This is a genomic window from Streptomyces sp. SAT1 (assembly GCF_001654495.1).
In the GTDB taxonomy this organism is placed as follows: Bacteria; Actinomycetota; Actinomycetes; order Streptomycetales; family Streptomycetaceae; genus Streptomyces; species Streptomyces andamanensis.
The window spans coordinates 4,324,825-4,351,654 of sequence record NZ_CP015849.1 but is presented as its reverse complement, the minus strand read 5'-3'; the positions used below and the strand labels follow the sequence as shown (position 1 = coordinate 4,351,654).

The window sequence follows — 26,830 nt, the reverse complement described above, 5'->3', positions numbered from 1 at the left end:
CGGTACGACTATCACCCATAGGACTGACAACGGCGCCGGAACTCATCGCCGCGCACCGCCTTCCCGGTCGCGTCCCCGCACCGCTCCCGCTACTCCACGGTCACCGACTTCGCCAGGTTGCGGGGCTGGTCCACCTCGTTGCCCCGGGCGGTGGCCAGTTCGCAGGCGAAGACCTGGAGGGGCACCGTGGCGACCAGCGGCTGGAGCAGGGTGGGTGTGGCCGGGACGCGGATGAGGTGGTCGGCGTAGGGGACGACCGCCTCGTCGCCCTCCTCGGCGATCACGATGGTCCGGGCGCCCCGGGCGCGGATCTCCTGGATGTTGGAGACGATCTTGCCGTGCAGCAGGGACCGGCCGCGCGGCGAGGGGACGACCACGACGACCGGCAGGTCCTCGTCGATGAGGGCGATCGGCCCGTGCTTCAGCTCGCCGGCCGCGAAGCCCTCGGCGTGCATGTACGCGAGCTCCTTGAGCTTGAGCGCGCCCTCCAGGGCGACCGGGTACCCGACGTGCCGCCCGAGGAAGAGCACGGTGTTCTTCTCCGCCAGCGAGCGGGCGAGTTCCCGCACCGGCTCCATGGTCTCCAGGACGCGTTCGACGGCGCCGCCGATGCGCGAGAGGTCGCGGATGACGGCGCGGATCTCGTCGCCCCACTGGGTGCCGCGCACCTGGCCGAGATAGAGGGCGACCAGGTAGCAGGCGACCAGCTGGGTCAGGAACGCCTTGGTGGAGGCGACGGCGACCTCGGGCCCGGCGTGGGTGTAGAGCACCGCGTCCGACTCGCGCGGGATGGTGGAGCCGTTGGTGTTGCAGATGGCGAGCACCCGGGCGCCCTGCTCGCGGGCGTGCCGCAGCGCCATCAGGGTGTCCATGGTCTCCCCGGACTGGGAGATGGCCACGACCAGCGTCCGGGCGTCGAGAATGGGGTCCCGGTAGCGGAACTCGCTGGCCAGCTCGACCTCGCAGGGGACGCGGGTCCAGTGCTCGATGGCGTACTTGGCGATCAGGCCCGCGTGGAAGGCCGTACCGCAGGCGACGATGACGACCTTGTCCGTCTCGCGCAGCTCGGCGGCGTCGATGCGCACCTCGTCCAGGGTCAGCGAGCCGGCCGCGTCGATCCGGCCGAGCAGGGTGTCGGCGACCGCCTTGGGCTGCTCGGCGATCTCCTTGAGCATGAAGTAGTCGTAGCCGCCCTTCTCGGCGGCGGCGGCGTCCCAGTCGACGTTGTAGGAGCGGACCTCGGCGGGCCGTCCGTCGAAGCCGGTGACGGTGACGCCGTCCCGGCGCAGTTCGACGACCTGGTCCTGGCCGAGTTCGATCGCGGAGCGGGTGTGCGCGATGAACGCGGCGACATCGGAGGCGAGGAACGCCTCGCCCTCCCCGACCCCCACGACCAGCGGCGAGTTGCGGCGGGCGCCGACGACCACACCGGGCGCGTCGGCGTGCACGGCCACCAGCGTGAACGCCCCTTCGAGGCGCCGGCACACCTGCCGCATGGCCTCGGCGAGATCCGCGCACGAGGAGAACGCCTCGGCGAGCAGATGCGCGACGACCTCGGTGTCCGTCTCGGAGGCCAGGCCGTGACCGCGCTCGGCGAGTTCGGCGCGCAGCAGCGCGAAGTTCTCGATGATCCCGTTGTGCACGACCGCGACGCGCCCGGCGTTGTCGAGGTGCGGGTGCGCGTTGGCGTCGGTGGGCCCGCCGTGGGTCGCCCACCGGGTGTGCCCGATGCCGGTGGACCCGGTCGGCAGCGGCCGTTCCACCAGCTCCTTCTCCAGATTGACCAGCTTCCCGGCCCGTTTGGCCGCCGCGAGCCCGCCGTCCGCGAGCACCGCCACCCCCGCCGAGTCGTACCCCCGGTACTCCAGCCGCCGCAGCCCCGCCATCACCACGTCGAGCGCCGACTGCACACCCACATATCCCACGATTCCGCACATGCCTCCGCACCTTACGGCCCGTCACCCTTCGAAACCGGCCGCCGCCTGCCCGAATTCGGAAATTCCCACGGGGGTACGAACCTCGCGCGGCCGCCGCCACGTGACCGACCCCACCCCCCGCCGCGTCCGGACTCCGTTAACAATGGACTGTGATCTCTCCGGTGCCCTCGATGCCGCGGAGCGCCCACCGGTCAAGGCCGGAGGCGACTCCCTATGTCGACCTCACTCGTGACGAGTGGAGCGCGCTGCGTGACAAGACGCCGCTGCCGCTCACCGCCGAGGAGGTGGAGCGGGTGCGCGGGCTCGGGGACGTCATCGACCTGGACGAGGTGCGGGACGTGTACCTGCCGCTGTCCCGGCTGCTCAACCTCTACGTCGGCGCGACCGACGGGCTGCGCGGCGCGCTGAACACGTTCCTCGGCGAGCAGGGCTCGCAGTCCGGGACGCCGTTCGTCATAGGGGTGGCGGGCTCGGTCGCGGTCGGCAAGTCGACCGTGGCCCGGCTGCTCCAGGCGCTGCTGTCGCGCTGGCCCGAGCACCCGCGGGTGGAGCGGGTGACCACGGACGGGTTTCTGCTGCCGACGCGGGAGCTCCAGGCGCGCGGCCTGATGTCCCACAAGGGGTTCCCGGAGTCGTACGACCGCCGGGCGCTCACCCGGTTCGTCGCCGATGTGAAGGCGGGCAAGGCGGAGGTGACCGCGCCCGTCTACTCGCACCTGATCTACGACATCGTGCCCGGCGAGAAGCTGACCGTCCGCCGCCCGGACATCCTGATCGTGGAGGGCCTGAACGTCCTCCAGCCCGCGCTGCCGGGGCAGGACGGCCGCACCCGGGTCGGGCTCGCCGACTACTTCGACTTCAGCGTGTACGTCGACGCGCGCACCGAGGACATCGAGCGCTGGTACCTGAACCGGTTCCGCAAGCTGCGCGACACCGCCTTCCAGGACCCCTCCTCGTACTTCCGCAAGTACACCCAGGTGTCCGAGGACGAGGCCCTCGACTACGCCCGCACCATGTGGCGGACCATCAACCGGCCGAACCTGGTGGAGAACATCGCGCCCACCCGCGGCCGGGCCACGCTCGTCGTGCGCAAGGGCCCCGACCACAAGGTGCAGCGGCTGCGGCTGCGCAAGCTGTGAGACACCGGCGGCGTCTACGCTGCCCCGCATGCTGCATCTGCGACTGATCACCCCCGCCGACCGCACCGACGAGGTCGCGGAACTGATCGAGAGGACGGTCGGCACCGCCCACCTGGTGGTGCTGCCGGGCGCCGCCCGCAGCCCCGCCGGGGACGTCGTGATGTGCGACGTCGCCCGGGAGGCCGCCGACGAACTGCTCGGCGGGCTGCGGGAGCTGGGCATCGACCGCAGCGGTTCCATCGCCGTGGAGAGCATCGACCTGACGCTGTCCGACCGGGCGGAGCGGGCCGAGGAGGAGGCACCGGGCGAGGCCGCCGACGCGGTGCTGTGGGAGGAGCTGACCGACGCCACCCACGAGGAGTCGACGCTGTCGATCACCTATCTGGCGTTCATCACCCTGGCCACCATGATCGCGGCCTGCGGTGTGGTGCTCGACAACGCCGTCCTGATCGTCGGCGCGATGGCCGTGGGCCCGGAGTTCGGCCCGCTGGCCGGGATCAGCACGGCCCTGGTGCGGCGGGCGCCGCGGCTCGCGCTGCGCTCGCTGGTCGCGCTGCTGGCCGGGTTCGCGCTGGCGATGGCCGTGACCGTGGGCTTCAGCCTCTTCATGGACGTGCTCGGCCTGTTCAGCCGGGCCAAGCTGGAGGCGCCCCGGCCCAACACCAACTTCGTGTACGCGCCCGACGCGTTCTCCTTCGTGGTGGCGGTCCTCGCCGGGGCCGCCGGCACGCTCTCGCTGACCTCGGCCAAGTCCGGCGCCCTGGTCGGCGTGGCGATCTCGGTGACCACCGTCCCGGCCGCCGCCAACGCGGCCGTCGCCTTCGCCTACGGCGACACCGCCCAGACCTGGGGCTCCAGCAAGCAACTGCTGCTGAACCTCTTCGGCATCGTGCTCGCCGGGACCCTCACCCTGCTCCTCCAGAAGTGGCTGTGGTCCACCCAGCGCGCCCGTATGCGCAGGCCCGCCGGGCGGCCGTAGGACGCCTGACGCACCGCCGGCGGCGCACGGCGTACGAGCACGCGGTGGTGGCGCGGAGCACCCGCCCCGCGCCACCACCGCGTGCTCACGCTCTTCAGCCCAGCGCCGACTTCACCGCGTCCGCCAGCCGTCCCGCCACCGAGCGGGCCTGCTCGATGTCGGCGGCCTCGACCATGACGCGCACCAGCGGCTCGGTGCCGGAGGGGCGCAGCAGCACCCGGCCGGTCTGGCCCAGCTCGTGCTCGGCCTCGGCGACCGCGGTGGCCAGGTCGGCGGAGGTCCGCACCCGGGACTTGTCCACGTCCGGCACATTGACCAGGACCTGCGGCAGGCGCTCCATCACCCCGGCCAGCTCCCGCAGCGTACGGCCGGTGTCCGCGACCCGGGCCGCCAGCATCAGGCCGGTCAGCGTGCCGTCGCCGGTGGTGGCGTGGTCGAGGATGATGACGTGGCCGGACTGCTCGCCGCCGAGGGCGAACCCGCCGGACTTCATCTCCTCCAGGACGTACCGGTCGCCGACACCGGTCTGCAGGAGGCGGATGCCCTCGCGCTCCATGGCCAGCTTGAAGCCCAGGTTGGACATGACGGTCGCGACGACGGTGTCGGAGCGCAGCGCGGAACGCTCCCGCATCGCCAGCGCGAGCACGGCCAGGATCTGGTCGCCGTCGATCTCCTCGCCGGTGTGGTCCACGGCCAGGCAGCGGTCGGCGTCGCCGTCGTGCGCGATGCCCAGGTGGGCGCCGTGCGCGACGACGGCGGCCTTGAGCTGGTCCAGGTGGGTGGAGCCGCAGCCGTCGTTGATGTTGAGGCCGTCCGGTTCGGCACCGATGGTGACGACCTCGGCACCGGCCCGCGCGAACGCCTCGGGCGAGACCCGGGCGGCGGCGCCGTGCGCCTCGTCCAGCACGATCCGCAGGCCGTCGAGCCGGTTGGGCAGGACCCCGACGAGATGGGCGACGTACTTGTCGAAGCCCTCGTCGTAGTCGCGCACCCGGCCGACGCCGGCGCCGGTCGGCCGGTCCCAGGGGGCGCCGGTGCGGTGCTCCTGGTAGATCTTCTCGATCCGGTCCTCCAGCTCGTCGGCGAGCTTGTGGCCGCCGCGGGCGAAGAACTTGATGCCGTTGTCCGGCATGGCGTTGTGGCTGGCCGAGAGCATCACGCCGAGGTCGGCGCCGAGCGAGCCGGTCAGATACGCGACGGCGGGCGTCGGCAGCACGCCGACCCGCAGCACGTCCACACCGGCGCTGGCCAGGCCCGCGACCACGGCGGCCTCCAGGAACTCCCCGGAGGCGCGCGGGTCCCGGCCGACCACGGCCTTCGGGCGGTGCCCCTCGAAGGTGCCCGCCTCGGCCAGTACGTGCGCCGCGGCGACGGACAGGCCGAGCGCCATCTCGGCGGTCAGGTCCGCGTTGGCGACGCCACGCACGCCGTCCGTGCCGAAGAGTCGTCCCACTTGTCCTCCTGAGAAAGCGTCAGTTCGTGAAGCCGTGCCGTGGTGTCCGACGCGCGTTCACCGTTCACTGGGTTCGATGGTCCCGGCGCGCCCGCGGATCCCGGAGCCGGACCCCGCCGGAACCGGGCATCCGATCGGACCGTCCGCTGAGCACACGTGCACCTGAGCACCTTGTGCCGTTATACGCCCACGGCCGGTGATAAACGAACGCCCCGGCGGCACAATGGCGTGCCGCCGGGGCGTTCGGAGTAGGCCTGTCCGCAGGCAGCCGCTGTTTAGCGCTTGCTGTACTGCGGAGCCTTGCGGGCCTTCTTCAGACCGGCCTTCTTGCGCTCGACCGCACGGTCGTCGCGCTTGAGGAAGCCGGCCTTCTTGAGCGGGCCGCGGTTGTTGTCGACGTCGGCCTCGTTCAGGGCGCGGGCGACACCGAGGCGGAGGGCACCGGCCTGACCGGAGACACCGCCGCCGGAGATGCGGGCGACGACGTCGTAACGGCCCTCGAGCTCCAGCACCTTGAAGGGCTCGTTGACTTCCTGCTGGTGCACCTTGTTCGGGAAGTAGTCCTCGAGGGTGCGACCGTTGATCTTCCACTTGCCGGTGCCCGGGACGATCCGGACACGGGCGATGGCGTTCTTGCGGCGGCCCAGGCCGGCGGCCGGCTGCGGCTCACCGAAACGGGAGGCCATCGACTCCGAGGTGTACTCGCCCTCGACGGGCACCTCGGACTCGGTGGTGTAGCTGTCGATGTCAAGCTCTTCGAGCGGCTGCTCGGCAGTGGTCTCGGCCACGATTCTCCTCAGATTCTCTTCGGTCTTAGGGGGTGGCCGGACTTACTGCGCGACCTGGGTGATCTCGAACGGCACCGGCTGCTGGGCGCCGTGCGGGTGCTGGTCACCCCTGTAGACCTTCAGCTTCGAGAGCATCTGACGGCCCAGGGTGTTCTTGGGGAGCATGCCCTTGACGGCCTTCTCGACGGCCTTCTCGGGGTTGTTCGCGAGCAGGTCGTCGTAGCGGACGGAGCGCAGACCACCCGGGTAGCCGGAGTGGCGGTACGCCAGCTTCTGCTGCCGCTTGTTGCCGGACAGGTGCACCTTGTCGGCGTTGATGATGATGACGAAGTCACCAGCGTCGACGTGCGGCGCGTAGATCGGCTTGTGCTTGCCGCGCAGGAGGGTGGCGGCGGTGGTCGCCAGACGACCCAGGACGACGTCCTGGGCGTCGATGACGTGCCACTGGCGCGTGATGTCGCCGGGCTTGGGGCTGTACGTACGCACGGTTCGTAGCCTTCGCTTCTTCAGTGAATGGTCCTGACAAGGTCACCGAAGACGATCACGACAGCCCTGACCGCACAGCGGTGACGCAAACCGCGTGCTGGTCGCTGGTCATCGGCCCGGTGGACCGGTGTAAGGGCCGGGTCCGTGAGAAGAGCCAAGCCAATACACAACGAACATGCAGGATACCCGTGCGGCACTCCGGGGGTCAAAACGGGGTTGCCCGGGTCGTTCCCGCGTGTTCCGCGTCCCAGTGTACGGGCGGCGGGCTCCCGCCACGGCGGGCGCCGCCCGCGGCGGGCGCCGTTAAGATGCGCCCCATGAGCTATGGGCAGGGGGGCGGTCCGCAGTCCCAGTGGGACCCGTGGACACCGCATTCTCAGCAGCCGTCCAGCGGCGACGACCAGACCCCGGACTGGGCGGCACTCGCCGAGGCGTCCGAGTCTCGGACCAAGCGGCGCAGGCTGCTGTTCATCGGGGGCGGAGCGCTGGCCACGGTCGCCGTGGGCGCGGCCGTCGCCGTCGCCGTGGTGTCCGCGAACAGCGACGACGACGCCTCCGGCGGCCCCGCCTCCCAGCTGCCCGCCACCGCCACCCTGCCGAGCGGCTCGGCCGGCGCGCCCTCCTTCGAGCCGACCACCGCCCCGCCCCCGCTGGATCCGAAGGACTTCATATCCAGCGCGCGCAAGGACACGGCCCCCCTCGGCCCGGACACCCTCTTCCCCGGCGCCCGCCTCACCATGAACGAGGCCGCCTACGCCAAGGGCCCCACCGCCGACACCAAGGACTGCGCCTCCGCCGTCCAGGGCAGCCTGGCCAAGGCCCTCACCGGCAACGGCTGCACCCGTGTGATCCGTGCCACCTACACCCGCGACGGCATCGACGTCACCGTCGGTGTCGCCGTCTTCGACAGCGAGGCACAGGCGGCCAAGGCCAAGAGCCAGACCGACAAGAAGAGCATCGTCAAGCCGCTCACCGGCAGCGGCGTCAAGGACTTCTGCTCCGGCGCGGTCTGCCGCTCCACCACCAACTCCTACGGCCGCTACGCCTACTTCACCCTCGCCGGCTTCCCCGGCGACAAGGACGTCACGACCAAGGACACCAAGGTCTTCCGCAGCGGCGACGACCTCGCCGAGTACGCGTTCCGGCAGATCCGCCGGCGCGGCGAGGCCCAGGCGTCCGCGGCCGCCACCCGGTAGCCGCGCGGGCGGGACCGGCCCCTACCGGCGCCGCAGCCGCAGCCGCAGCGGCACCACCGCCGACTCCAGCTGGGTGCGCAGCGTCATCTTCGACACACCCTCGGCGCGCTGCCCGAACCGGATCGGCACCTCGGCGGCCCGGTGCCCCGCCCGCACCGCCCGGTACTTCAGCTCGACCTGGAAGCTGTAGCCCGCGCTGTCCAGCGTCGAGAGATCCACGTCGCGCAGGACCGCCGCCGACCACAGGTTGAAGCCCGCCGTGATGTCCCTGATCCGCGTGCCGAGCACGGCGCGCGCGTAGGCGTTCGCGAACCGGGAGAGCAGCACCCGGTGCGCGCCCCACTCCTCGTCCAGCGAGCCGCCCGCCGCGTACCGGCTGCCCACCACGAGACCGGCCCCGGTGGCGAGCGCCTCGCGCAGCATGCGCGGCACCGCCTCGGCGGGATGGCTGCCGTCGGCGTCCATCTGCACGACCCAGTCGGCGCCGTCCGCCAGCGCGGCCGTCATGCCCGCGACGTACGCCCGGCCGAGACCGTCCTTCTCCGTGCGGTGCAGGACGCTCATCCGGGCGCCGCCCCCGGCACCGGCCGTGCCGTACTCCCGCGCCAGCTCCTCGGCGATCCGGCCGGTGCCGTCCGGACTGGAGTCGTCGACCACCAGCAGCCGCAGCCCGGCCAGCGGCAGGCCCAGCACCGCCGCCGCCGTGCGCGGCAGGCTCCCCGCCTCGTTGTACGTCGGCATCACCACCGTGACCCGCGCGTCCTCGCCGCCGCCGCCGTCGCCGCCGTCTTGAGATCGCCCCATCGGCTCCTCCGGCTCCCTCATCGCTGCCCGCCCTCCCTGCTCTCCCCGGCCGCCCCCACCGGCCCGGAGCCGCCCAGCGCCCAGAACCGCCAGCCCGCCGCCGTCCAGCGGTCCGCGTCCAGCACGCCCCTGCCGTCCACGATCCGCGGACGGTACACCAGCGCCGCCGCCCGGACCGGATCGACCTCGCGGAACTGCGGCCACTCGGTCAGATGCAGCACCAGCTCAGCGCCGCGCAGCGCCTCCTCGGCCGACAGCGCGTAGCCGAGCAGCGGGAACGCCTCGCGCGCGTTGTCCATGGCCACGGGGTCGTAGACCGTCACATCGGCACCGTCGAGACCGAGCCGCGCGGCCACGTTCAGCGCGGGCGAGTCGCGGACGTCGTCGGAGTCCGGCTTGAAGGCCGCGCCCAGGACGGCCACCCGCGCCCCGAGGACCGTGCCCCCGCACAGCTCCCGGGCCATCGCGATCACCCGGTCCCGGCGCCGCATGTTGATCGCGTCGACCTGGCGCAGCAGCCCCAGGTCCACGCCCAGCTCGGCGGCCCGGTGCGCGAAGGCCCGGATGTCCTCGGGCAGGCAGCCCCCGCCGAAACCCGCCCCGGCCCGCAGGAACGCCGGCCCGATCCGCCCGTCGAGCCCCAGCGCCTCGGCCAGCCGCCGTACGTCACCGCCGGTGGCCTCGCACACCTCGGCCATCGCGTTGATGAAGGAGATCCTGGTGGCCAGGAAGGAGTTCGCGGCCGTCTTCACCAGCTCGGCGGTGGCGAACCCGGTGACGACCAGCGGCGTCCCGGCGCCCAGCAGCGGCGCGTACACGGTCCGCAGCAGCCGCTCGGCACGCGCCGTGCGCACCCCGAACACCAGCCGGTCGGGCCGCAGCGTGTCCCGGACGGCGAAGCCCTCCCGCAGGAACTCCGGGTTCCAGGCGATCTCCACGCCGTGCGCCGCGGCCAGCCGGTCCGCCGTGCCCACCGGCACCGTCGACCTGCCCACCAGCAGCGCGCCCTTGCGCGTGTGCCCCGCGATGGCGGCGAAGGCGCGCTCCACACAGGTCAGGTCGGCCGCGTCGCCGCCCTGGCGCTGCGGGGTGCCCACACACACGAAGTGCACCTGGCCGAAGGCGCCCGCCTCCTCGAAGGAGGTGGTGAACCGCAGCCGTCCGCTCGCCGTGTGCCGGGCGACCAACGGCGCGAGCCCCGGCTCGTGGAACGGCACCCGCCCGGCGCCCAGCGCGGCGACCTTGCCCCGGTCGACGTCGACGCCGGCCACCTCGTGCCCCAGCTCCGCCATGCAGGCGGCGTGCGTGGCACCCAGGCGGCCGGTGCCGATGACGGTGAGCCGCATGCGTCCGCCCTCCTCGCCGTACGGCCGCCGCCACCGCGCGGCGGGCGGGCCGCTCGGGCGAGTTCCCCGCCGCGCCCCCTCCCTACCCGCTCAGCAGCAGCCGGCGGCGGGCAGCGACCGCTTGTTGCGCGCCTCCCGGCTGCGCGCGGCCAGCAGCTCGTCGGCCGGGTAGCCGACCTCCTCCAGCGTCAGCCCGTGCGGCCGTACGACATGCACGGCGGAGTCCCGTACGCCCGCGGCCAGCACCTTTCCGGGCCAGTCGGGCGGGCGGTGGCCGTCGCCGACGAAGAGCAGCGCGCCGATCAGCGAGCGCACCATGTTGTGGCAGAACGCGTCCGCGCGGACCGTGGCCGTGACGATCCCGTCCGCCCCGCGCTCCAGGCTGAGCTGCTGAAGGGTGCGGATGGTGGTCGCGCCCTCGCGCTTCTTGCAGTACGCGGCGAAGTCGTGCTCGCCGAGCAGGGCGCGGGCGGCCTCGTTCATGGCGTCGACGTCCAGCGGCCAGTCGTGCCACAGGACGTGGCCGCGCAGCAGCGGGTCGACCCCGCCCGCGTTGTCGGTGACCCGGTAGGCGTAGCGGCGCCAGACGGCGGAGAAACGGGCGTTGAAGCCGCTCGGGGCGGGCCGCAGCGCCCAGACGCGCACGTCCTTGGGCAGCCGCCCGGCGAGCCGTTTGAGCAGCTTCTCGTGGTGCTCGCGCCAGACCTCCTCCGGCAGGTCCACATGGGCCACCTGGCCGCGCGCGTGCACCCCGGCGTCGGTCCGCCCGGCGACGGTCAGCTCGTACGTCCGCTGCGAGCGCGTGACCGTGCGCAGCGCGTCCTCGATCTCGCCCTGCACGGTGCGCTTCCCGCCGGCCTGCTTGGCCCAGCCGTGGAAGCCGCCGCCGTCGTAGGACAGGTCGAGGCGGACGCGGACATGACCGGGCTCTGCTTCGTCACTCACGGCGGAATCCTCTCAGGACACCCGACTGTCCGAAAAACACGGAAGCGGTCCGGAGCACACGGAGCACACGGAGCACACGGAAGCGGGCCCGCCCCCGGAAAGGGACGGGCCCGCTTCAGGCGTCAGCCTCAGGCGTCCTTGGACTCCTCGGCCGGAGCCTCGGTGGCCTCGGTCTGCTCGACCTTGGCCTCCTCGGCCTCCTTGACCGCGCGCTTGGTGGCGGCCTCGGCCTCGCCCACGGCGTTCTGCTGCACCGTCAGCGCCTCGACCAGCTCGATGACGGCCATGGGCGCGTTGTCGCCACGGCGGTTACCGATCTTGGTGATGCGGGTGTAGCCACCGGGACGGTTCTCGTACCGCGGGCCGATCTCGGTGAAGAGCGTGTGGACGACGCTCTTGTCCGTGATGACCTGGAGCACCTGACGGCGGTTGTGAAGGTCGCCCTTCTTCGCCTTGGTGACCAGACGCTCGGCGTACGGGCGCAGGCGGCGCGCCTTCGCCTCGGTGGTGGTGATGCGGCCGTGCTCGAACAGCGCCTTCGCGAGGTTCGCGAGGAGGAGCTTCTCGTGCGCGGCGCTGCCGCCCAGACGGGCACCCTTGGTGGGCCTCGGCATGATGTTTCTCCTAGGTGTCTGCCCCGGCCGTACCAGGTACCGGAGTCAGTATCCGAGCAGGCGGTCGCCTGTCGGAGATCCGGGGCTCTTCAGCCCCGGAAGGGGCGCGGGGAACTGCGCGATCAGGCTCAGCGCACCCGCACCCGGTGTCGGACCGTCGGTCCCGAGCCGTCAGTACTGCTCGGTCTCGACGAACCCGGCGTCCGCGTCGTCGTCGGCGCCGAAGGCGTCCGCGGCGGCGGTCGGGTCGAATCCGGGCGGGCTGTCCTTGAGGGCCAGGCCCATGCCGGCCAGCTTCGCCTTGACCTCGTCGATCGACTTCGCACCGAAGTTGCGGATGTCGAGCAGGTCGGCCTCGGAGCGGGCGACGAGCTCACCCACGGAGTGGATGCCCTCGCGCTTGAGGCAGTTGTACGACCGAACGGTGAGCTCCAGCTCCTCGATCGGCAGCGCCAGATCGGCGGCGAGCGCGGCGTCCGTCGGGGACGGACCCATGTCGATGCCCTCGGCGTCGATGTTCAGCTCGCGGGCGAGACCGAACAGCTCCACCAGGGTCTTGCCCGCGGAGGCCATGGCGTCGCGCGGACGCATCGCCTGCTTGGTCTCGACGTCGACGATCAGCTTGTCGAAGTCGGTGCGCTGCTCGACACGGGTGGCCTCGACCTTGTACGTGACCTTGAGCACCGGCGAGTAGATGGAGTCGACCGGGATACGGCCGATCTCCTGGCCCACCTGCTTGTTCTGCACGGCGGAGACATAGCCGCGACCGCGCTCGACGGTCAGCTCCATCTCCAGCTTGCCCTTGCCGTTGAGCGTGGCGAGGACGAGGTCGGGGTTGTGCACCTCGACACCGGCCGGGGGCGCGATGTCGGCGGCGGTGACCAGACCCGGGCCCTGCTTGCGCAGGTACATCACGACCGGCTCGTCGTGCTCCGAGGAGACGACCAGCTGCTTGATGTTGAGGATCAGGTCGGTGACGTCCTCCTTGACGCCCGGCACGGTGGTGAACTCGTGCAGCACGCCGTCGATGCGGATGGACGTGACCGCCGCACCCGGGATCGAGGACAGGAGGGTACGGCGCAGGGAGTTGCCGAGGGTGTAGCCGAAGCCCGGCTCCAGCGGCTCGATGACGAACCGGGAGCGGAACTCGTCGACGACCTCTTCGGTCAACGAAGGTCGCTGAGCGATCAGCATCTGTGGATCAGATCCTTCTTTCGTGGGCGCCCGCTATTTGACGCCCGACGGACCGCACCCGAAGGGGTGCGCATACTGCAAGGGTACGGGCGGCACGGCCCGAAGGAGCCGTACCGCCCGGCAAGCACTGCGAGACGGCGTCAGACGCGACGGCGCTTCGGCGGGCGGCAGCCGTTGTGCGGGGTCGGGGTGACGTCCTGGATGGAGCCGACCTCGAGACCGGTCGCCTGGAGCGAGCGGATGGCGGTCTCACGACCGGAACCCGGGCCCTTGACGAACACGTCGACCTTGCGCATGCCGTGCTCCTGGGCGCGGCGGGCAGCCGACTCGGCGGCCATCTGCGCGGCGAACGGCGTGGACTTGCGGGAGCCCTTGAAGCCGACGTGGCCGGCGGAGGCCCAGGAGATCACGTTGCCGCTGGGGTCGGTGATCGAAACGATGGTGTTGTTGAACGTGCTCTTGATGTGCGCGTGGCCGTGAGCGACGTTCTTCTTTTCCTTGCGGCGCACCTTCTTGGCAGCGCCCTGACGTCCCTTGGGGGGCATGTCGTTCTCCTACGGGAGGTGGTCGGTCCTACAGCGAAGACCGCTGGACGGCGAGTCCGCTGCGGACTACTTCTTGCCCGGCTTCTTCTTGCCGGCGATGGCGCGACGCGGGCCCTTGCGGGTACGGGCGTTCGTGCTGGTGCGCTGACCGCGGACGGGCAGACCGCGGCGGTGCCGCAGACCCTGGTAGCAGCCGATCTCGACCTTGCGGCGGATGTCGGCCTGGATCTCGCGACGGAGGTCACCCTCGGTCTTGATGTTGTTGTCGACGTACTCGCGGATCGCGACGAGCTGCTCCTCGGAGAGGTCGCGAACGCGGGTGTTCGGGTCGATGCCGGTGGCGTCCAGCGTCTGCTGGGACAGGGTCCGGCCGATGCCGAACACATAGGTCAGGGCGACCTCCACGCGCTTTTCGCGCGGGATGTCAACACCGGAAACGCGTGCCATTCAATGGCTCCAGTTTGATCTTCGGAGGTCTTCCACAGGACCGGTGCCCAGCCGCCGTACCAGGTACGAACTGGGTCCCCGGCCTCCGAACCGGGGGTGTCGAGCGTGCGCGCACGCCGCTCGGGTCCTGCGTATGAACATATTCAGCTCGCGTCGCGCGAATCTCTGCGATTGCGGTGCAGAGGGAGCGGTCGGTCGTGCGTCAGCCCTGGCGCTGCTTGTGGCGCGGGTTCTCGCAGATGACCATGACCCGACCGTGACGGCGGATCACCCTGCACTTGTCGCAGATCTTCTTGACGCTCGGCTTGACCTTCATGGGATGTGAGGTTCTCCGGGTCAGTTGCCGGCGGACCCATGGCCTGGCGGCCACGGGACGTGGGCAAGATCTACTTGTACCGGTAGACGATCCGGCCACGCGTCAGGTCGTACGGAGAAAGCTCCACCACGACCCGGTCGTCAGGGAGGATGCGGATGTAGTGCATACGCATCTTGCCGCTGATGTGTGCCAGGACCTGGTGGCCGTTCTGGAGCTCGACCCTGAACATGGCGTTCGGCAGAGACTCGACGACAGTGCCCTCGATCTCGATGGCACCTTGCTTCTTGGCCACGCTTCGCCCTTCGAATCGACTACCTTGATCGACTCTCTCTGCTTTCCCTTGCGGGCGCATGCGGACACACGGATGCACGAGAGCCGACGAGTCAGTCTACGTCAGCGCACCCGGAAACACGAATCGGGAAAGTCTGCCCCACCCGGGAGATCGTTACGCCGGGCCCGCGCGGACAACTCGTCCCAGCGGGCCCGCGGGTGGGCGCGGATGAGCCGGCGCCAACGCCGGACGGAAATCAGCCCAGCGGATCAGGCGCCGCCGACCCCGTCCCGACGCCCCCCTCGCGGGCTCGGCGCCGGGGGCGCCTCCCAAGCTTCGAGCGGCTGCGCCGGCCTCCGACCGGCGATCACAGCTCGGCCGCGGGTCAGCCCAGCGGATCAGGCGCCGCCGTCACACCCAGCTCGGCCAGCTTCGCGCGGCCGCCGTCGGGGGAGGTCAGGACCAGCGGGCCCTGTTCGGTCAGGGCCACCGAGTGCTCCCAGTGCGAGGACCAGGTGCCGTCCGTGGTGATGACCGTCCACTCGTCGTCCAGGACGCGGGTCCTCGGGGTGCCGAGGGAGACCATGGGCTCGATGGCCAGGCAGAAGCCGGGGACCAGCTTGGGGCCCTTGCCGCGGCGGCGGTCGACGTAGTTCAGCAGATGCGGGTCCATGTGCATCTCGGTGCCGATGCCGTGGCCGCCGTAGTCCTCGATGATCCCGTACTTGCCGCCGCCGGGCTTGGGCTGGCGGCGGATGTACGTCTCGACGGCACGGGAGATGTCCACGAGCCGGTTGCCCTGCTTCATGGCCGCGATGCCCGCCCACATCGACTCCTCGGTCACCCGCGACAGCTCGACCAGTTCCGGGGCGTGCCCGGAACCGACGAAGGCGGTGTACGCCGCGTCACCGTGCCAGCCGTCGACGATCGCGCCGCAGTCGATGGAGATGATGTCGCCGTCCTTGAGGACGACGTCCTCGGAGGGGATGCCGTGCACGACGACCTCGTTGACCGAGGTGCAGATCGTGGCGGGGAAGCCGCCGTAACCGAGGAAGTTCGGCTTGGCGTCGTGCTCGGCCAGCACCTTGCGGGCCACCTGGTCCAGGTCCTTGGTACTCGCGCCCGGCACGGCCGCCTCCCGGGTGGCCGCGTGGATCGCGGCGACGACCAGCCCCGCCGCACGCATCGTGGCGATCTGCTCGGGCGTCTTGATCTGCACCATGGGGACGGGGCCTTTCTTGGAACCGGGGGCCGACTGCTTCAACCATAAGGGCGCCTCGGGGCGCCCACAGCGCAGCCGCGGCCCCCGGCGAAGGGACCGCGGCTGCGACCGTCGTGGCGACTACTGCGTGGCGTCCTCGCGCTTGAGCGCCTCCAGGGCGCGCCGCGTGATCTCGTCCACCGGGCCCAGCGACGAGATCGTCACGACCAGGCCCTGCTTCCGGTAGTAGTCGATGATCGGCTCGGTCTGCGTGTGGTAGACCTCGAGCCGCTTGCGGACGGTGTCCTCGTGGTCGTCGTCCCGCTGGTACAGCTCGCCGCCGCAGACGTCGCAGACGCCTTCCTGCTCGGGCTTGCTGTACGTCACGTGGAAGACGTGACTGGAGTCGTTGCGGCAGATGCGCCGGCCGGCGATCCGCTTCACGACCTCGTCCTCGGGAGCCTCCAGGTCGAGCACCGCGTCCAGCCGGATGCCCTCGCTGCCGAGCGTCTCGTCCAGCGCCTCGGCCTGCGACACATTGCGCGGGAACCCGTCGAGCAGGAACCCGCCCTCGGCGTCCGGCTGCTCCATGCGGTCCTTGGCCATCGCGATGGTGACCTCGTCCGGGACCAGGTTGCCGGCGTCCATGTAGGACTTCGCGAGCTTGCCCAGCTCCGTCTGCCTGCTGATGTTGGCGCGGAACAGGTCACCCGTGGAGATGTGCGGGATCGACAGCTTCTCTGCAAGGCGCGTGGCCTGCGTACCCTTGCCTGCGCCCGGCGGCCCGACGAGGACGATTCGCATCAGCGGAGGAACCCTTCGTAATTGCGCTGCTGGAGCTGGCTCTCGATCTGCTTCACCGTCTCCAGACCCACACCCACGATGATCAGGATGCTGGTACCGCCGAACGGGAAGTTCTGGCTTGCCCCGAAGCCGACCAACGCCACTGTTGGCACGAGAGCGATCAGACCCAAGTACAGCGAACCCGGCCAGGTGATCCGGTTGAGCACGTAGGAAAGGTACTCAGCGGTCGGTCGGCCAGCCCGGATGCCCGGGATGAAGCCACCATACTTCTTCATGTTGTCGGCGACTTCTTCGGGGTTGAAGGAGATCGCCACGTAGAAGAACGCGAAGAACACGATGAGCAAGAAGTACGCGGTGATGTAGATCGGGTGGTCGCCCTTGGTCAGGTTCTGCTGGACCCAGGTCTTCCACCCGGAGTTGCCACCGGAGAACTGCGCGACGAGCGCCGGGATGTAGAGCAGCGACGAGGCGAAGATGACGGGGATCACACCCGCCTGGTTCACCTTGAGCGGGATGTACGTCGACGTACCGCCGTAGGACCGGCGGCCGATCATGCGCTTCGCGTACTGCACCGGGATACGGCGCTGGGCCTGCTCCACGAAGACGACCAGACCGACCATGACCAGGCCGACCAGGAGCACGGTGCCGAACTCGATCCAGCCGCCGGCCAGCTTGCCCGACTTCTTGATCGACCACAGGGCCGACGGGAAGGTGGCGGCGATCGAGATGAACATCAGGATCGACATGCCGTTGCCGATGCCGCGGTCGGTGATCAGCTCACCGAGCCACATGACCGTGACGGTGCCGGCGGTCATGCAGATCACCATGACGATGGTGTTGAAGATCGCCTGGTCCGGGACGATGCTCGACGCCACTGTGCACCCGGAGAACAGGGCGCCGCTGCGGGCGGTGGCCACCAGGCCGGTGCCCTGGAGGATGGCGAGCGCCACCGTCAGGTAGCGGGTGTACTGGGTGATCTTCGCGGTGCCGGACTGGCCCTCCTTCTTGAGGGCCTCCAGACGCGGGATCACCACGGTCAGCAGCTGCAGGATGATGCTCGCCGTGATGTACGGCAGGATCCCGAGGGCGAAGATCGTGATCTGGAGCAGCGCGCCGCCGCTGAACATGTTGACCAGACCGAACAGCCCCTGGTTGCCCGAGGCCTCGGTCACGCACTGCTGCACGGCCTTGTAGTTGACACCCGGGATCGGGACGTGGGTACCGACCCGGTACACCACGACGATGCCGAGCGTGAAGAGCAGCTTCTTGCGCAGGTCGGGCGTCCTGAACGCCCGGACGAAGCCGGTGAGCACGGTGCCTCCTGCGACCCCCGCGCACGTGCGTCAGGGTGACGGTTTTGAGGTTCCAACAGAGAACGACGAATGGACAACGGACGACTGCCGCTCCGGGTGCCCGAGGTGCGGCGTCCGGTGGAAGTGGACAGTGCAGGCCACCTTACCGGCGATACCGCCCCCCTAGGAACGACCAACCGGGGATACCCCATTTGTGGGTATCCCCGGTCGGGACGTTCAGGTCATCAAGACGTCCGAGGGATTCAGACGAGCTCGGTGACGCTACCGCCGGCGGCGGTGATCTTCTCCTTGGCGGACCCGGAGACGGCGTCGACCGTCACCTGGAGCGCCACGGAGACCTCGCCCTGGCCGAGGACCTTGACGAGGCTGTTCTTGCGAACGGCACCCTTGGCCACCAGGCCCTCGACGGTGACCTCGCCACCCTCGGGGTACAGCGCGGCCAGCTTGTCGAGGTTCACGACCTGGTACTCGGTCTTGAACGGGTTCTTGAAGCCCTTCAGCTTCGGAAGACGCATGTGGAGGGGCATCTGGCCACCCTCGAAGCGCTCCGGAACCTGGTAGCGGGCCTTCGTGCCCTTGGTACCACGACCGGCCGTCTTACCCTTCGACGCCTCACCACGACCCACACGGGTCTTGGCGGTCTTGGCGCCCGGGGCGGGACGGAGGTTGTGGATCTTGAGCGGGTTCTGCTCCGCCATGATCAGTCGACCTCCTCGACCGTCACGAGGTGGCGGACGGTGTGCACCATGCCGCGGAACTCGGGACGATCCTCCTTGACGACCACGTCACCCAGGCGCTTGAGGCCCAGGGAACGCAGGGTGTCGCGGTGGTTCTGCTTGCTGCCGATGTAGGACTTCGTCTGCGTGATCTTGAGCTGCGCCATGATTACGCACCCGCCCCGGCACGCGCACGAAGGAGAGCCGCGGGGGCGACGTCCTCGAGCGGCAGACCGCGGCGGGCCGCGACCTCCTCGGGACGCTGCAGGCCCTTGAGGGCCGCCACGGTGGCGTGCACGATGTTGATCGCGTTGTCGGAGCCCAGGGACTTCGACAGGATGTCGTGGATACCGGCGCACTCGAGCACGGCGCGCACCGGACCACCGGCGATAACACCGGTACCGGGCGACGCGGGCTTGAGCAGCACGACGCCGGCAGCCTTCTCACCCTGGATCGGGTGCGGGATGGTGCCCTGGATGCGGGGGACCTTGAAGAAGTGCTTCTTGGCCTCCTCAACACCCTTGGCGATGGCGGCCGGCACCTCCTTGGCCTTGCCGTATCCGACACCCACGGTGCCGTCACCGTCGCCCACCACGACCAGCGCGGTGAAGCTGAAGCGACGACCACCCTTCACAACCTTGGCGACACGGTTGATCGCGACGACGCGCTCGACGTACGCGGTCTTCTCGGCGGCAGCTGCGCCGCCGTCACGGCCCTTCCGGTCCCGCCGCTCGCCGCCACCGGCACCGCCACCGCGGCGCTGGGGTCCAGCCATTGGAATTACCTCTCTCTGTTTCCGCTAGCTCGGAACCGGCTCAGAACTTCAGGCCGGCTTCGCGGGCGGCGTCCGCCAGGGCGGCGATGCGCCCGGCGTACTGGTTGCCACCACGGTCGAACACGACAGCCTCGACACCGGCGGCCTTGGCACGCTCGGCGACCAGGGCGCCGACCTGCTTGGCCTGCGCGGACTTGTCGCCCTCGCCGCCGCGGATCGACGTGTCCAGCGTGGACGCCGATGCCACGGTGTGGCCCTTGAGGTCGTCGATCACCTGCGCCACGATGTGGCGGTTGGAGCGGGTCACGACCAGACGGGGGCGCTCCGCCGTACCGGAGATCCGCTTGCGGATCCGGATGTGACGGCGCTTGATCGCGGCGCGCTTGTAGGCGTCGCCCTTGAGGATCTTCTGCCCGTATGCCATGGCTTACTTACCCGCCTTTCCGACCTTGCGGCGGATGACTTCGCCCTCGTACTTGACACCCTTGGCCTTGTACGGGTCGGGCTTGCGCAGCTTGCGGATGTTCGCCGCAACCTCGCCGACCTTCTGCTTGTCGATACCCTCGACCGAGAAGCGGGTGGGGGCCTCGACCTTGAAGGTGATGCCCTCGGGTGCCTCGACGGTGATCGGGTGGCTGTAGCCGAGCGCGAACTCCAGGTTCGAACCCTTGGCCGTCACGCGGTAACCGACACCGCTGATCTCGAGCTTCTTCACGTAACCCTGGGTCACGCCGGTGATCATGTTCGCCACCAGCGTGCGGGACAGGCCGTGCAGGGCCTTGTTCTGACGCTCGTCGTTGGGGCGGGTGACGTTCAGAACGCCGTCCTCACCCTTGGCGATGTCGATCGGCGCCGCGACGGTGTGGGTCAGTTCGCCCTTGGGGCCCTTGACCTTGACCGTACGGCCGTCGATGGTGACGTCCACGCCGGCGGGAACCGTGATGGGGAGCTTGCCAATACGCGACATAGCTGTTTCCTCCGTTCCCTTCCGCTACCAGACGTAGGCGAGGACTTCCCCACCCACGCCCTTCTTGCCGGCCTGCTTGTCGGTGAGGAGCCCGTGCGACGTGGAGATGATCGCCACGCCGAGGCCGCCCAGCACCTTGGGCAGGTTGGTGGACTTCGCGTAGACCCGGAGACCGGGCTTCGAGATCCGCTTGATGCCCGCGATGGAGCGCTCACGGTTCGGGCCGTACTTCAGCTCGAGGACGAGGTTCTTGCCGACCTCGGCGTCCTCGGTCTTCCAGCCGGTGATGAAGCCCTCCTGCTGGAGGATCTCCGCGATGTGCGACTTGATCTTCGATGCCGGCATCGTCACGGAGTCGTGGTATGCCGAGTTCGCGTTCCGCAGACGCGTAAGCATGTCTGCGATCGGATCAGTCATGGTCATGAATTGGCCTTCGGCCTCTCTCGCCGGGGTTTCCTGGTGCGCCATCCCTCTCCCCGATCCGAGACGGGACGGGTGCGGCGCGGTGGACCTACGGCGTAGTAAGTCGTTTAGGGCGCGGCGGGCGCCCAACCCCACAAGCCTAAGGCATGGGGGGTGGGTCGCCTGCCGACCCCGGTTGCTTACCGAGAGTCCTGGTTAACCCAAGTGGGCTGTTACCAGGAGCTCTTGGTCACGCCCGGCAGCTCGCCACGGTGAGCCATCTCACGAAGGCACACGCGGCACAGGCCGAACTTGCGGTACACGGAGTGCGGGCGGCCGCAGCGCTGGCAGCGGGTGTAGCCACGCACCCCGAACTTGGGCTTGCGAGCAGCCTTCGCGATGAGAGCCTTCTTCGCCATCTCGCTCACGCCTCCTTGAACGGGAAGCCGAGGTGACGGAGAAGGGCGCGGCCCTCTTCGTCGTTGGTCGCCGTGGTGACCACGGTGATGTCCATACCCCGGACACGGTCGATCTTGTCCTGGTCGATCTCGTGGAACATGACCTGCTCCGTGAGACCGAAGGTGTAGTTGCCACGGCCGTCGAACTGCTTGGGGGACAGGCCGCGGAAGTCGCGGATACGCGGCAGCGCGAGCGACAGGGTGCGGTCCAGGAACTCCCACATGCGGTCGCCACGGAGCGTGACGTGGGCACCGATCGGCTGGCCCTCACGCAGCTTGAACTGCGCGATGGACTTGCGGGCCTTGGTGACCGCGGGCTTCTGGCCGGTGATCGTGGTGAGGTCGCGGATGGCGCCCTCGATCAGCTTGGAGTCGCGGGCGGCGTCGCCCACACCCATGTTGACCACGATCTTGACGAGGCCCGGGATCTGCATGACGTTCTCGTACTTGAACTCGTCACGCAGCTTGGGGGCGATCTCGCCGCGGTACTTCTGCTTCAGACGCGGGGCAGTGGTGGTAGCCATCAGATGTCCTCACCCGTCCGCTTGGCAACGCGGATCTTGTTGCCCTCGTCGTCGAAGCGGTAACCGACGCGCGTGACGACCTTGCTGCCGTCCTTCTCCACGACCAGCTGGACGTTGGAGACGTGGATCGGGGCCTCGGTGGTCACGATGCCGCCGGCCTGGGAACCGCCGGCGGTGGGGCCGGCCTTGGTGTGCTTCTTGACCCGGTTGACACCCTCGACCAGGACGCGGTCCTCGCGGGGGAAGGCCGCGATGACCTTGCCCTGCTTGCCCTTGTCCTTACCGGTGATGACCTGGACCAGGTCGCCCTTCTTGATCTTCATGCTCACAGCACCTCCGGCGCGAGGGAGATGATCTTCATGAACTTCTTCTCGCGCAGCTCACGGCCGACCGGGCCGAAGATACGGGTGCCGCGAGGGTCGCCGTCGTTCTTCAGAATGACGGCGGCGTTCTCGTCGAAGCGGATGTACGAGCCGTCCGGACGGCGGCGCTCCTTGACGGTGCGAACGATGACCGCCTTGACGACGTCACCCTTCTTCACGTTGCCACCGGGGATCGCGTCCTTGACGGTGGCGACGATGACGTCACCGATGCCCGCGTAGCGGCGACCGGAGCCACCGAGCACACGGATGCAAAGGATTTCCTTCGCACCAGTGTTGTCGGCGACACGCAGCCGCGACTCCTGCTGGATCACGTCTATCTCCTGTTTGTCTGCCGGTTCCCCGGGGGCCGCTCAGCGAGCGGCCCCCGGAGCCTGGCGGAACTGTCCTGCGGATGGTCCCCGCAGGAATTACTTGGCCTTCTCGAGGATCTCGACGACGCGCCAGCGCTTCGTCGCGGACAGCGGCCGGGTCTCCATGAGGAGGACGCGGTCGCCGACGCCCGCGGCGTTCTGCTCGTCGTGCGCCTTGAGCTTGTTCGTACGGCGGATGACCTTGCCGTACAGCGCGTGCTTGACGCGGTCCTCGACGGCGACGACGACGGTCTTGTCCATCTTGTCGCTGACGACGAGACCCTCACGGGTCTTGCGGAAGCCGCGCGCCTCTGCGTTCTCAGTCACGTTCTTCTCGCTCATGCGTTCTCCACCGTTTCGATGCCCAGCTCACGCTCGCGCATCAGGGTGTAGATCCGCGCGATGTCCTTACGGACCGCCTTCAGACGGCCGTGGTTCTCGAGCTGGCCCGTCGCCGCCTGGAAACGGAGGTTGAACAGCTCTTCCTTGGCCTCGCGGAGCTTACCCAGAAGCTCCTCGTTGCCCAGCTCGCGCAGCTCGGACGCCTTGGTACCGGCCGACATCACGCTTCACCTGCCTCGCGCTTGACGATCCGGCACTTCATCGGCAGCTTGTGGGCCGCACGAGTCAGCGCCTCACGGGCGATCTTCTCGTTGGGGTACGACAGCTCGAACATGACGCGTCCGGGCTTCACGTTCGCGATCCACCACTCCGGCGAACCCTTACCGGAACCCATGCGGGTCTCGGCCGGCTTCTTGGTGAGGGGACGGTCCGGGTAGATGTTGATCCAGACCTTGCCGCCACGCTTGATGTGGCGGGTCATCGCGATACGGGCCGCCTCGATCTGGCGGTTCGTGACGTAGGCCGGGGTCAGCGCCTGGATGCCGTACTCGCCGAACGCAACCTGCGTGCCACCCTTGGCCATGCCGTCGCGCTTGGGGTGGTGCTGCTTGCGGTGCTTGACCCTACGGGGGATCAGCATGGTGGTCAGGCCTCCGTTCCGGTGCTCTCAGCCGGAGCCGCAGCGGCCGGAGCCTCGGCCTTGGGGGCCTCGGCGGCCGGAGCCTGCTGCTGCTGCGGCTTGCGACCGCGCCGCTCGCCACCGCGGCCACCACGGGCCGGGCGGTCGGCACCGCCGCGGGCCGGGCGGTTACCCGCACGGGCCGCAGCGTTCTCGGCGCGGACCTCGGCGATGTTCTTGACGTCGCCCTTGTAGATCCAGACCTTCACGCCGATGCGGCCGAAGGTCGTCTTGGCCTCGAAGAAGCCGTAGTCCACGTTCGCGCGGAGCGTGTGCAGGGGCACACGGCCCTCGCGGTAGAACTCCGAGCGGGACATCTCGGCGCCACCGAGGCGGCCGCCGCACTGGATCTTGATGCCCTTGGCGCCGGCCTTCATCGCCGACTGCATGCTCTTGCGCATGGCACGGCGGAAGGAGACGCGGGAGGAGAGCTGCTCGGCGACGGCCTGGGCAACCAGCTGAGCGTCGGTCTCGGGGTTCTTGACCTCGAGGATGTTCAGCTGGACCTGCTTGCCGGTGAGCTTCTCGAGGTCACCGCGGATGCGGTCGGCCTCGGCGCCGCGGCGGCCGATGACGATGCCCGGACGCGCGGTGTGGATGTCCACCCGCACACGGTCACGGGTGCGCTCGATCTCGACCTTGGAGATGCCGGCGCGCTCCATGCCGGACGTCATCATCCGACGGATGGCGACGTCTTCCTTGACGTAGTCCTTGTACAGCTTGTCGGCGTACCAACGCGACTTGAAGTCGGTCGTGACACCGAGCCGGAACCCGTGCGGGTTTACCTTCTGGCCCATTACCGGGTTCCTTCCTTGCTGCTGACGACCACGGTGATGTGGCTGGTCCGCTTGCGGATCCGGTAGGCACGGCCCTGGGCGCGCGGCCTGAACCGCTTCAGGGTCGGGCCCTCGTCGACGTAGGCCTCGGAAATGAAGAGGCTGTCGGCGTCGGTGTGGTCGTAGTTGTGCGCGGCGTTGGCGATGGCGCTGTCCAGCACCTTGCCGACCGGCACGCTCGCGGCCTGCGGGGCGAAACGCAGGACCGCCTGAGCCTCCGTGGCATCCATGCCACGAATGAGGTCCACCACACGGCGGGCCTTCATGGGCGTGACGCGGATGTACCGCGCCTGGGCCCTGGCTTCCATGGTTGTCCCTTCAGTGTTTGTCATGATCTTTCACACCCCGCTGACTAGCGGCGCTTCGACTTCCGGTCGTCCTTCACGTGACCCCGGAAGGTGCGCGTCGGCGAGAACTCGCCGAGCTTGTGGCCGACCATGGACTCGGTGACAAACACCGGGATGTGGGTCTTGCCGTTGTGCACCGCGATCGTGTGGCCGAGCATCGCCGGGACGATCATCGAGCGACGGGACCAGGTCTTGATGACGTTCTTGGTGCCTGCTTCGTTCTGTACGTCCACCTTCTTGATCAGGTGGTCGTCGACGAAAGGCCCCTTCTTCAAGCTACGAGGCATCTCAACCCGTCCTTAGCGCTTCTTGTTCGTCTTGCGGCGGCGGACGATGTACTTGTTGCTCGCCTTCTTGGGAGAACGAGTACGACCTTCCTTCTGACCCCAGGGGCTGACCGGGTGGCGGCCACCCGAGGTCTTGCCCTCACCACCACCGTGGGGGTGGTCAACCGGGTTCATCGCCACACCGCGAACGGTCGGGCGGACGCCCAGCCAGCGCTTGCGGCCGGCCTTGCCCCAGTTGATGTTGCTCTGCTCGGCGTTGCCGACCTCGCCGACCGTGGCGCGGCAGCGCTGGTCGACCAGGCGGATCTCACCGGACGGCATGCGGAGGTGGGCCATCGTGCCCTCCTTCGCGAGCAGCTGCACGGAGGCACCGGCGGAGCGGGCGAACTTGGCACCGCCACCGGGACGGAGCTCGATCGCGTGGATCGTGGTACCGACCGGGATGTTGCGGAGAGCCAGGTTGTTGCCCGGCTTGATGTCGGCCCCGGGACCGTTCTCGACGCGGTCGCCCTGCTGGAGGTTGCGCGGGGCGAGGATGTAGCGCTTCTCGCCGTCCGCGTAGTGCAGCAGCGCGATGCGCGCGGTGCGGTTGGGGTCGTACTCGATGTGCGCGACCTTCGCCGGCACGCCGTCCTTGTCGTGACGACGGAAGTCGATCACGCGGTAGGCGCGCTTGTGTCCGCCACCCTGGTGGCGAACGGTCACACGACCGGAATTGTTACGGCCGCCCTTGCTGTGCAGGGGACGGACCAGCGACTTCTCCGGCGTGGACCGCGTGACCTCGACGAAGTCGGCGACGCTGGCGCCACGACGGCCAGGAGTCGTCGGCTTGTACTTGCGGATACCCATTGTCTCTCAGTCCTCGGAAAGTGATTCCGAAATCTGGACGCTCCAGACCACCGTCAGGCGGTCGGACCGCCGAAGATGTCGATACGGTCGCCGTCGGCGAGGGTCACGATCGCGCGCTTGGTGGCGGCACGCTGACCGAAGCCGGTCTTGGTGCGCTTGCGCTTGCCCTGGCGGTTGATCGTGTTGACGCCGGTGACCTTGACCTCGAAGACCGCCTGGACGGCCTGCTTGATCTGGGTCTTGTTGGCGTTCGGGTCGACGATGAACGTGTACTTGTTCTCGTCGAGGAGCGCGTAGCTCTTCTCCGACACGACCGGCTTGAGCAGGACGTCACGGTGGTCCGTGTACGACTTGCTCAGCGGGGTCTCGACGGTGTTCTTGCCCTCGGCGGCGTGGCGGCGCGCCTTGGCGACGCGCGCGGCCTTGGCGGCCTTGGCGGCCTTCGAGGCGATGGAGGGGTGACGCGTAGCCATCAGGCCTCGCTCCCTTCGGTGTCGTTGGCCTTGTTCGGGCCGGCGACGAAGGACTCGAAAGCGGCCTTGGTGAAGACCACGTCGTCCGAGACGAGAACGTCGTACGTGTTCAGCTGGCCCGGCTCCAGGATGTGGACCTGGGGCAGGTTGCGGGCGGACAGCCACGCGGCCTCGTCGGCGCGGTCGACGACCAGGAGCAGGTTCTTGCGCTCCGAGATCTTGCCGAACAGCGTCCGGGCGGCCTTGGTGGAGGCGGTCTCACCCTCGACCACGCCGGAGACGACGTGGATGCGGTTGTGGCGGGCCCGGTCGGTGAGGGCGTGGCGCAGGGCCGCGGCCTTCATCTTCTTCGGGGTCCGCTGCGAGTAGTCGCGCGGCACGGGACCGTGCACGACGCCACCACCGGCGAACTGCGGCGCGCGGGTCGAGCCCTGACGGGCACGGCCGGTGCCCTTCTGGCGGTACGGCTTCTTGCCACCGCCGCGGACTTCGCCACGCGTCTTGGTCTTGTGGGTGCCCTGGCGGGCAGCGGCCAGCTGTGCGACGACGACCTGGTGGATCAGCGGAATGCTGACCTTCTCAACGCCGAAGATCTCCGCGGGGAGCTCGACGGTACCGGCCTTCTCGCCCGCCGGCGAAAGGATCTCAACAGTGCTCATCGGTT

General features: G+C 69.3%; 38 protein-coding genes. 3 read left to right on the top strand and 35 right to left on the bottom strand.

Annotation, left to right across the window (positions count from 1 at the left end):
- Positions 1-89 precede the first annotated feature (89 nt).
- Positions 90-1,937, bottom strand: a complete 1,848-nt coding sequence (gene glmS / locus A8713_RS18880; RefSeq protein WP_064534667.1) for a glutamine--fructose-6-phosphate transaminase (isomerizing) — start codon at positions 1,935-1,937, stop codon at positions 90-92.
- Between the two features lie 170 nt (positions 1,938-2,107).
- Between glmS and coaA the strand changes: the two genes are divergently transcribed.
- Positions 2,108-3,076 (top strand): type I pantothenate kinase, encoded by a 969-nt coding sequence (gene coaA, locus A8713_RS18875; RefSeq protein ID WP_064534666.1) that lies wholly within the window; start codon positions 2,108-2,110, stop codon positions 3,074-3,076.
- A gap of 28 nt (positions 3,077-3,104) precedes the next feature.
- Positions 3,105-4,055, top strand: a complete 951-nt coding sequence (locus A8713_RS18870) for a DUF389 domain-containing protein (protein WP_064534664.1) — start codon at positions 3,105-3,107, stop codon at positions 4,053-4,055.
- Positions 4,056-4,149: 94 nt separating this feature from the next.
- Here the strand turns inward: A8713_RS18870 and glmM are convergent, their stop codons facing one another.
- The 3 genes from glmM to rplM form a co-directional block, all read right to left on the bottom strand.
- A complete protein-coding gene (glmM, locus tag A8713_RS18865) occupies positions 4,150-5,508 on the bottom strand; it encodes a phosphoglucosamine mutase (RefSeq protein WP_064534662.1) in 1,359 nt (452 codons plus the stop codon).
- A gap of 275 nt (positions 5,509-5,783) precedes the next feature.
- Complete coding sequence (rpsI, locus tag A8713_RS18860) at positions 5,784-6,296, bottom strand: 30S ribosomal protein S9 (protein ID WP_018564827.1); 513 nt, start codon at positions 6,294-6,296, stop codon at positions 5,784-5,786.
- Between the two features lie 42 nt (positions 6,297-6,338).
- Positions 6,339-6,782 (bottom strand): 50S ribosomal protein L13, encoded by a 444-nt coding sequence (rplM, locus tag A8713_RS18855; RefSeq protein ID WP_018564826.1) that lies wholly within the window; start codon positions 6,780-6,782, stop codon positions 6,339-6,341.
- 317 nt (positions 6,783-7,099) lie between these two features.
- On the opposite strand from rplM, the gene A8713_RS18850 reads away from it, so the two are divergent.
- Entirely contained in the window at positions 7,100-7,978 is an 879-nt protein-coding gene (locus A8713_RS18850) for a hypothetical protein (RefSeq protein WP_064534661.1), read from the top strand.
- Positions 7,979-7,999: 21 nt separating this feature from the next.
- Here the strand turns inward: A8713_RS18850 and A8713_RS18845 are convergent, their stop codons facing one another.
- From A8713_RS18845 to rplD, 31 genes are all read right to left on the bottom strand, one after another.
- Positions 8,000-8,782, bottom strand: coding sequence for a polyprenol monophosphomannose synthase (locus tag A8713_RS18845; protein ID WP_064534659.1), 783 nt, complete (start codon positions 8,780-8,782; stop codon positions 8,000-8,002).
- A 17-nt stretch (positions 8,783-8,799) separates the two neighbouring features.
- Positions 8,800-10,128, bottom strand: coding sequence for a UDP-glucose dehydrogenase family protein (locus A8713_RS18840; RefSeq protein ID WP_064534657.1), 1,329 nt, complete (start codon positions 10,126-10,128; stop codon positions 8,800-8,802).
- A gap of 90 nt (positions 10,129-10,218) precedes the next feature.
- Complete coding sequence (truA, locus tag A8713_RS18835) at positions 10,219-11,073, bottom strand: tRNA pseudouridine(38-40) synthase TruA (RefSeq protein ID WP_064534655.1); 855 nt, start codon at positions 11,071-11,073, stop codon at positions 10,219-10,221.
- A gap of 128 nt (positions 11,074-11,201) precedes the next feature.
- The gene (gene rplQ / locus A8713_RS18830; RefSeq protein ID WP_018564822.1) at positions 11,202-11,687 is read right to left on the bottom strand and encodes a 50S ribosomal protein L17; all 486 of its coding nucleotides are present in this window, start codon (positions 11,685-11,687) and stop codon (positions 11,202-11,204) included.
- A 171-nt stretch (positions 11,688-11,858) separates the two neighbouring features.
- Complete coding sequence (locus A8713_RS18825) at positions 11,859-12,881, bottom strand: DNA-directed RNA polymerase subunit alpha (RefSeq protein WP_003966937.1); 1,023 nt, start codon at positions 12,879-12,881, stop codon at positions 11,859-11,861.
- Between the two features lie 140 nt (positions 12,882-13,021).
- The gene (gene rpsK / locus A8713_RS18820; RefSeq protein WP_003956432.1) at positions 13,022-13,426 is read right to left on the bottom strand and encodes a 30S ribosomal protein S11; all 405 of its coding nucleotides are present in this window, start codon (positions 13,424-13,426) and stop codon (positions 13,022-13,024) included.
- Positions 13,427-13,492: 66 nt separating this feature from the next.
- On the bottom strand, positions 13,493-13,873 hold the full coding sequence (gene rpsM, locus A8713_RS18815) for a 30S ribosomal protein S13 (protein WP_018564821.1): 381 nt from the start codon (positions 13,871-13,873) through the stop codon (positions 13,493-13,495).
- Between the two features lie 202 nt (positions 13,874-14,075).
- The gene (rpmJ, locus tag A8713_RS18810; RefSeq protein ID WP_003998809.1) at positions 14,076-14,189 is read right to left on the bottom strand and encodes a 50S ribosomal protein L36; all 114 of its coding nucleotides are present in this window, start codon (positions 14,187-14,189) and stop codon (positions 14,076-14,078) included.
- A 70-nt stretch (positions 14,190-14,259) separates the two neighbouring features.
- Positions 14,260-14,481, bottom strand: coding sequence for a translation initiation factor IF-1 (gene infA / locus A8713_RS18805; RefSeq protein ID WP_004927214.1), 222 nt, complete (start codon positions 14,479-14,481; stop codon positions 14,260-14,262).
- 364 nt (positions 14,482-14,845) lie between these two features.
- Entirely contained in the window at positions 14,846-15,682 is an 837-nt protein-coding gene (gene map, locus A8713_RS18800; protein ID WP_064534653.1) for a type I methionyl aminopeptidase, read from the bottom strand.
- A gap of 120 nt (positions 15,683-15,802) precedes the next feature.
- A complete protein-coding gene (locus A8713_RS18795; RefSeq protein ID WP_064534651.1) occupies positions 15,803-16,465 on the bottom strand; it encodes an adenylate kinase in 663 nt (220 codons plus the stop codon).
- Entirely contained in the window at positions 16,465-17,778 is a 1,314-nt protein-coding gene (gene secY / locus A8713_RS18790; RefSeq protein WP_064534649.1) for a preprotein translocase subunit SecY, read from the bottom strand. Before secY ends, A8713_RS18795 begins: the two co-directional genes overlap by 1 nt.
- A 242-nt stretch (positions 17,779-18,020) precedes the next feature.
- On the bottom strand, positions 18,021-18,476 hold the full coding sequence (rplO, locus tag A8713_RS18785; protein ID WP_064534647.1) for a 50S ribosomal protein L15: 456 nt from the start codon (positions 18,474-18,476) through the stop codon (positions 18,021-18,023).
- Positions 18,477-18,478: 2 nt separating this feature from the next.
- Complete coding sequence (rpmD, locus tag A8713_RS18780) at positions 18,479-18,661, bottom strand: 50S ribosomal protein L30 (protein WP_009190145.1); 183 nt, start codon at positions 18,659-18,661, stop codon at positions 18,479-18,481.
- Between the two features lie 2 nt (positions 18,662-18,663).
- A complete protein-coding gene (gene rpsE, locus A8713_RS18775) occupies positions 18,664-19,269 on the bottom strand; it encodes a 30S ribosomal protein S5 (protein WP_007494753.1) in 606 nt (201 codons plus the stop codon).
- A 40-nt stretch (positions 19,270-19,309) separates the two neighbouring features.
- Entirely contained in the window at positions 19,310-19,693 is a 384-nt protein-coding gene (gene rplR / locus A8713_RS18770; protein WP_018564816.1) for a 50S ribosomal protein L18, read from the bottom strand.
- 3 nt (positions 19,694-19,696) lie between these two features.
- Positions 19,697-20,236, bottom strand: a complete 540-nt coding sequence (rplF, locus tag A8713_RS18765; protein ID WP_064534646.1) for a 50S ribosomal protein L6 — start codon at positions 20,234-20,236, stop codon at positions 19,697-19,699.
- Positions 20,237-20,260: 24 nt separating this feature from the next.
- Complete coding sequence (rpsH, locus tag A8713_RS18760) at positions 20,261-20,659, bottom strand: 30S ribosomal protein S8 (RefSeq protein WP_026252022.1); 399 nt, start codon at positions 20,657-20,659, stop codon at positions 20,261-20,263.
- Positions 20,660-20,871: 212 nt separating this feature from the next.
- Entirely contained in the window at positions 20,872-21,057 is a 186-nt protein-coding gene (locus A8713_RS18755; RefSeq protein ID WP_003948630.1) for a type Z 30S ribosomal protein S14, read from the bottom strand.
- Between the two features lie 5 nt (positions 21,058-21,062).
- Entirely contained in the window at positions 21,063-21,620 is a 558-nt protein-coding gene (rplE, locus tag A8713_RS18750; RefSeq protein ID WP_018564813.1) for a 50S ribosomal protein L5, read from the bottom strand.
- Positions 21,620-21,943, bottom strand: coding sequence for a 50S ribosomal protein L24 (rplX, locus tag A8713_RS18745; protein ID WP_064534644.1), 324 nt, complete (start codon positions 21,941-21,943; stop codon positions 21,620-21,622). The genes rplE and rplX overlap by 1 nt, the downstream gene beginning before the upstream one ends.
- 2 nt (positions 21,944-21,945) lie before the next feature.
- Entirely contained in the window at positions 21,946-22,314 is a 369-nt protein-coding gene (gene rplN, locus A8713_RS18740; protein ID WP_003998823.1) for a 50S ribosomal protein L14, read from the bottom strand.
- A 96-nt stretch (positions 22,315-22,410) separates the two neighbouring features.
- Positions 22,411-22,695, bottom strand: a complete 285-nt coding sequence (gene rpsQ, locus A8713_RS18735) for a 30S ribosomal protein S17 (RefSeq protein ID WP_018543912.1) — start codon at positions 22,693-22,695, stop codon at positions 22,411-22,413.
- On the bottom strand, positions 22,692-22,916 hold the full coding sequence (rpmC, locus tag A8713_RS18730; RefSeq protein ID WP_018564811.1) for a 50S ribosomal protein L29: 225 nt from the start codon (positions 22,914-22,916) through the stop codon (positions 22,692-22,694). The genes rpsQ and rpmC overlap by 4 nt, the downstream gene beginning before the upstream one ends.
- A complete protein-coding gene (gene rplP / locus A8713_RS18725; RefSeq protein WP_018564810.1) occupies positions 22,916-23,335 on the bottom strand; it encodes a 50S ribosomal protein L16 in 420 nt (139 codons plus the stop codon). Before rplP ends, rpmC begins: the two co-directional genes overlap by 1 nt.
- A 5-nt stretch (positions 23,336-23,340) precedes the next feature.
- On the bottom strand, positions 23,341-24,171 hold the full coding sequence (rpsC, locus tag A8713_RS18720) for a 30S ribosomal protein S3 (RefSeq protein ID WP_028420771.1): 831 nt from the start codon (positions 24,169-24,171) through the stop codon (positions 23,341-23,343).
- On the bottom strand, positions 24,171-24,518 hold the full coding sequence (gene rplV / locus A8713_RS18715) for a 50S ribosomal protein L22 (protein ID WP_003974262.1): 348 nt from the start codon (positions 24,516-24,518) through the stop codon (positions 24,171-24,173). Before rplV ends, rpsC begins: the two co-directional genes overlap by 1 nt.
- Positions 24,519-24,562: 44 nt before the next feature.
- Complete coding sequence (rpsS, locus tag A8713_RS18710; RefSeq protein WP_003948639.1) at positions 24,563-24,844, bottom strand: 30S ribosomal protein S19; 282 nt, start codon at positions 24,842-24,844, stop codon at positions 24,563-24,565.
- A gap of 12 nt (positions 24,845-24,856) precedes the next feature.
- Positions 24,857-25,693 (bottom strand): 50S ribosomal protein L2, encoded by an 837-nt coding sequence (gene rplB / locus A8713_RS18705; protein ID WP_018564806.1) that lies wholly within the window; start codon positions 25,691-25,693, stop codon positions 24,857-24,859.
- A gap of 53 nt (positions 25,694-25,746) precedes the next feature.
- Positions 25,747-26,166 (bottom strand): 50S ribosomal protein L23, encoded by a 420-nt coding sequence (gene rplW / locus A8713_RS18700; RefSeq protein ID WP_064534642.1) that lies wholly within the window; start codon positions 26,164-26,166, stop codon positions 25,747-25,749.
- Positions 26,166-26,825 (bottom strand): 50S ribosomal protein L4, encoded by a 660-nt coding sequence (gene rplD, locus A8713_RS18695; protein WP_064534640.1) that lies wholly within the window; start codon positions 26,823-26,825, stop codon positions 26,166-26,168. The genes rplW and rplD overlap by 1 nt, the downstream gene beginning before the upstream one ends.
- Positions 26,826-26,830: the final 5 nt, after the last annotated feature.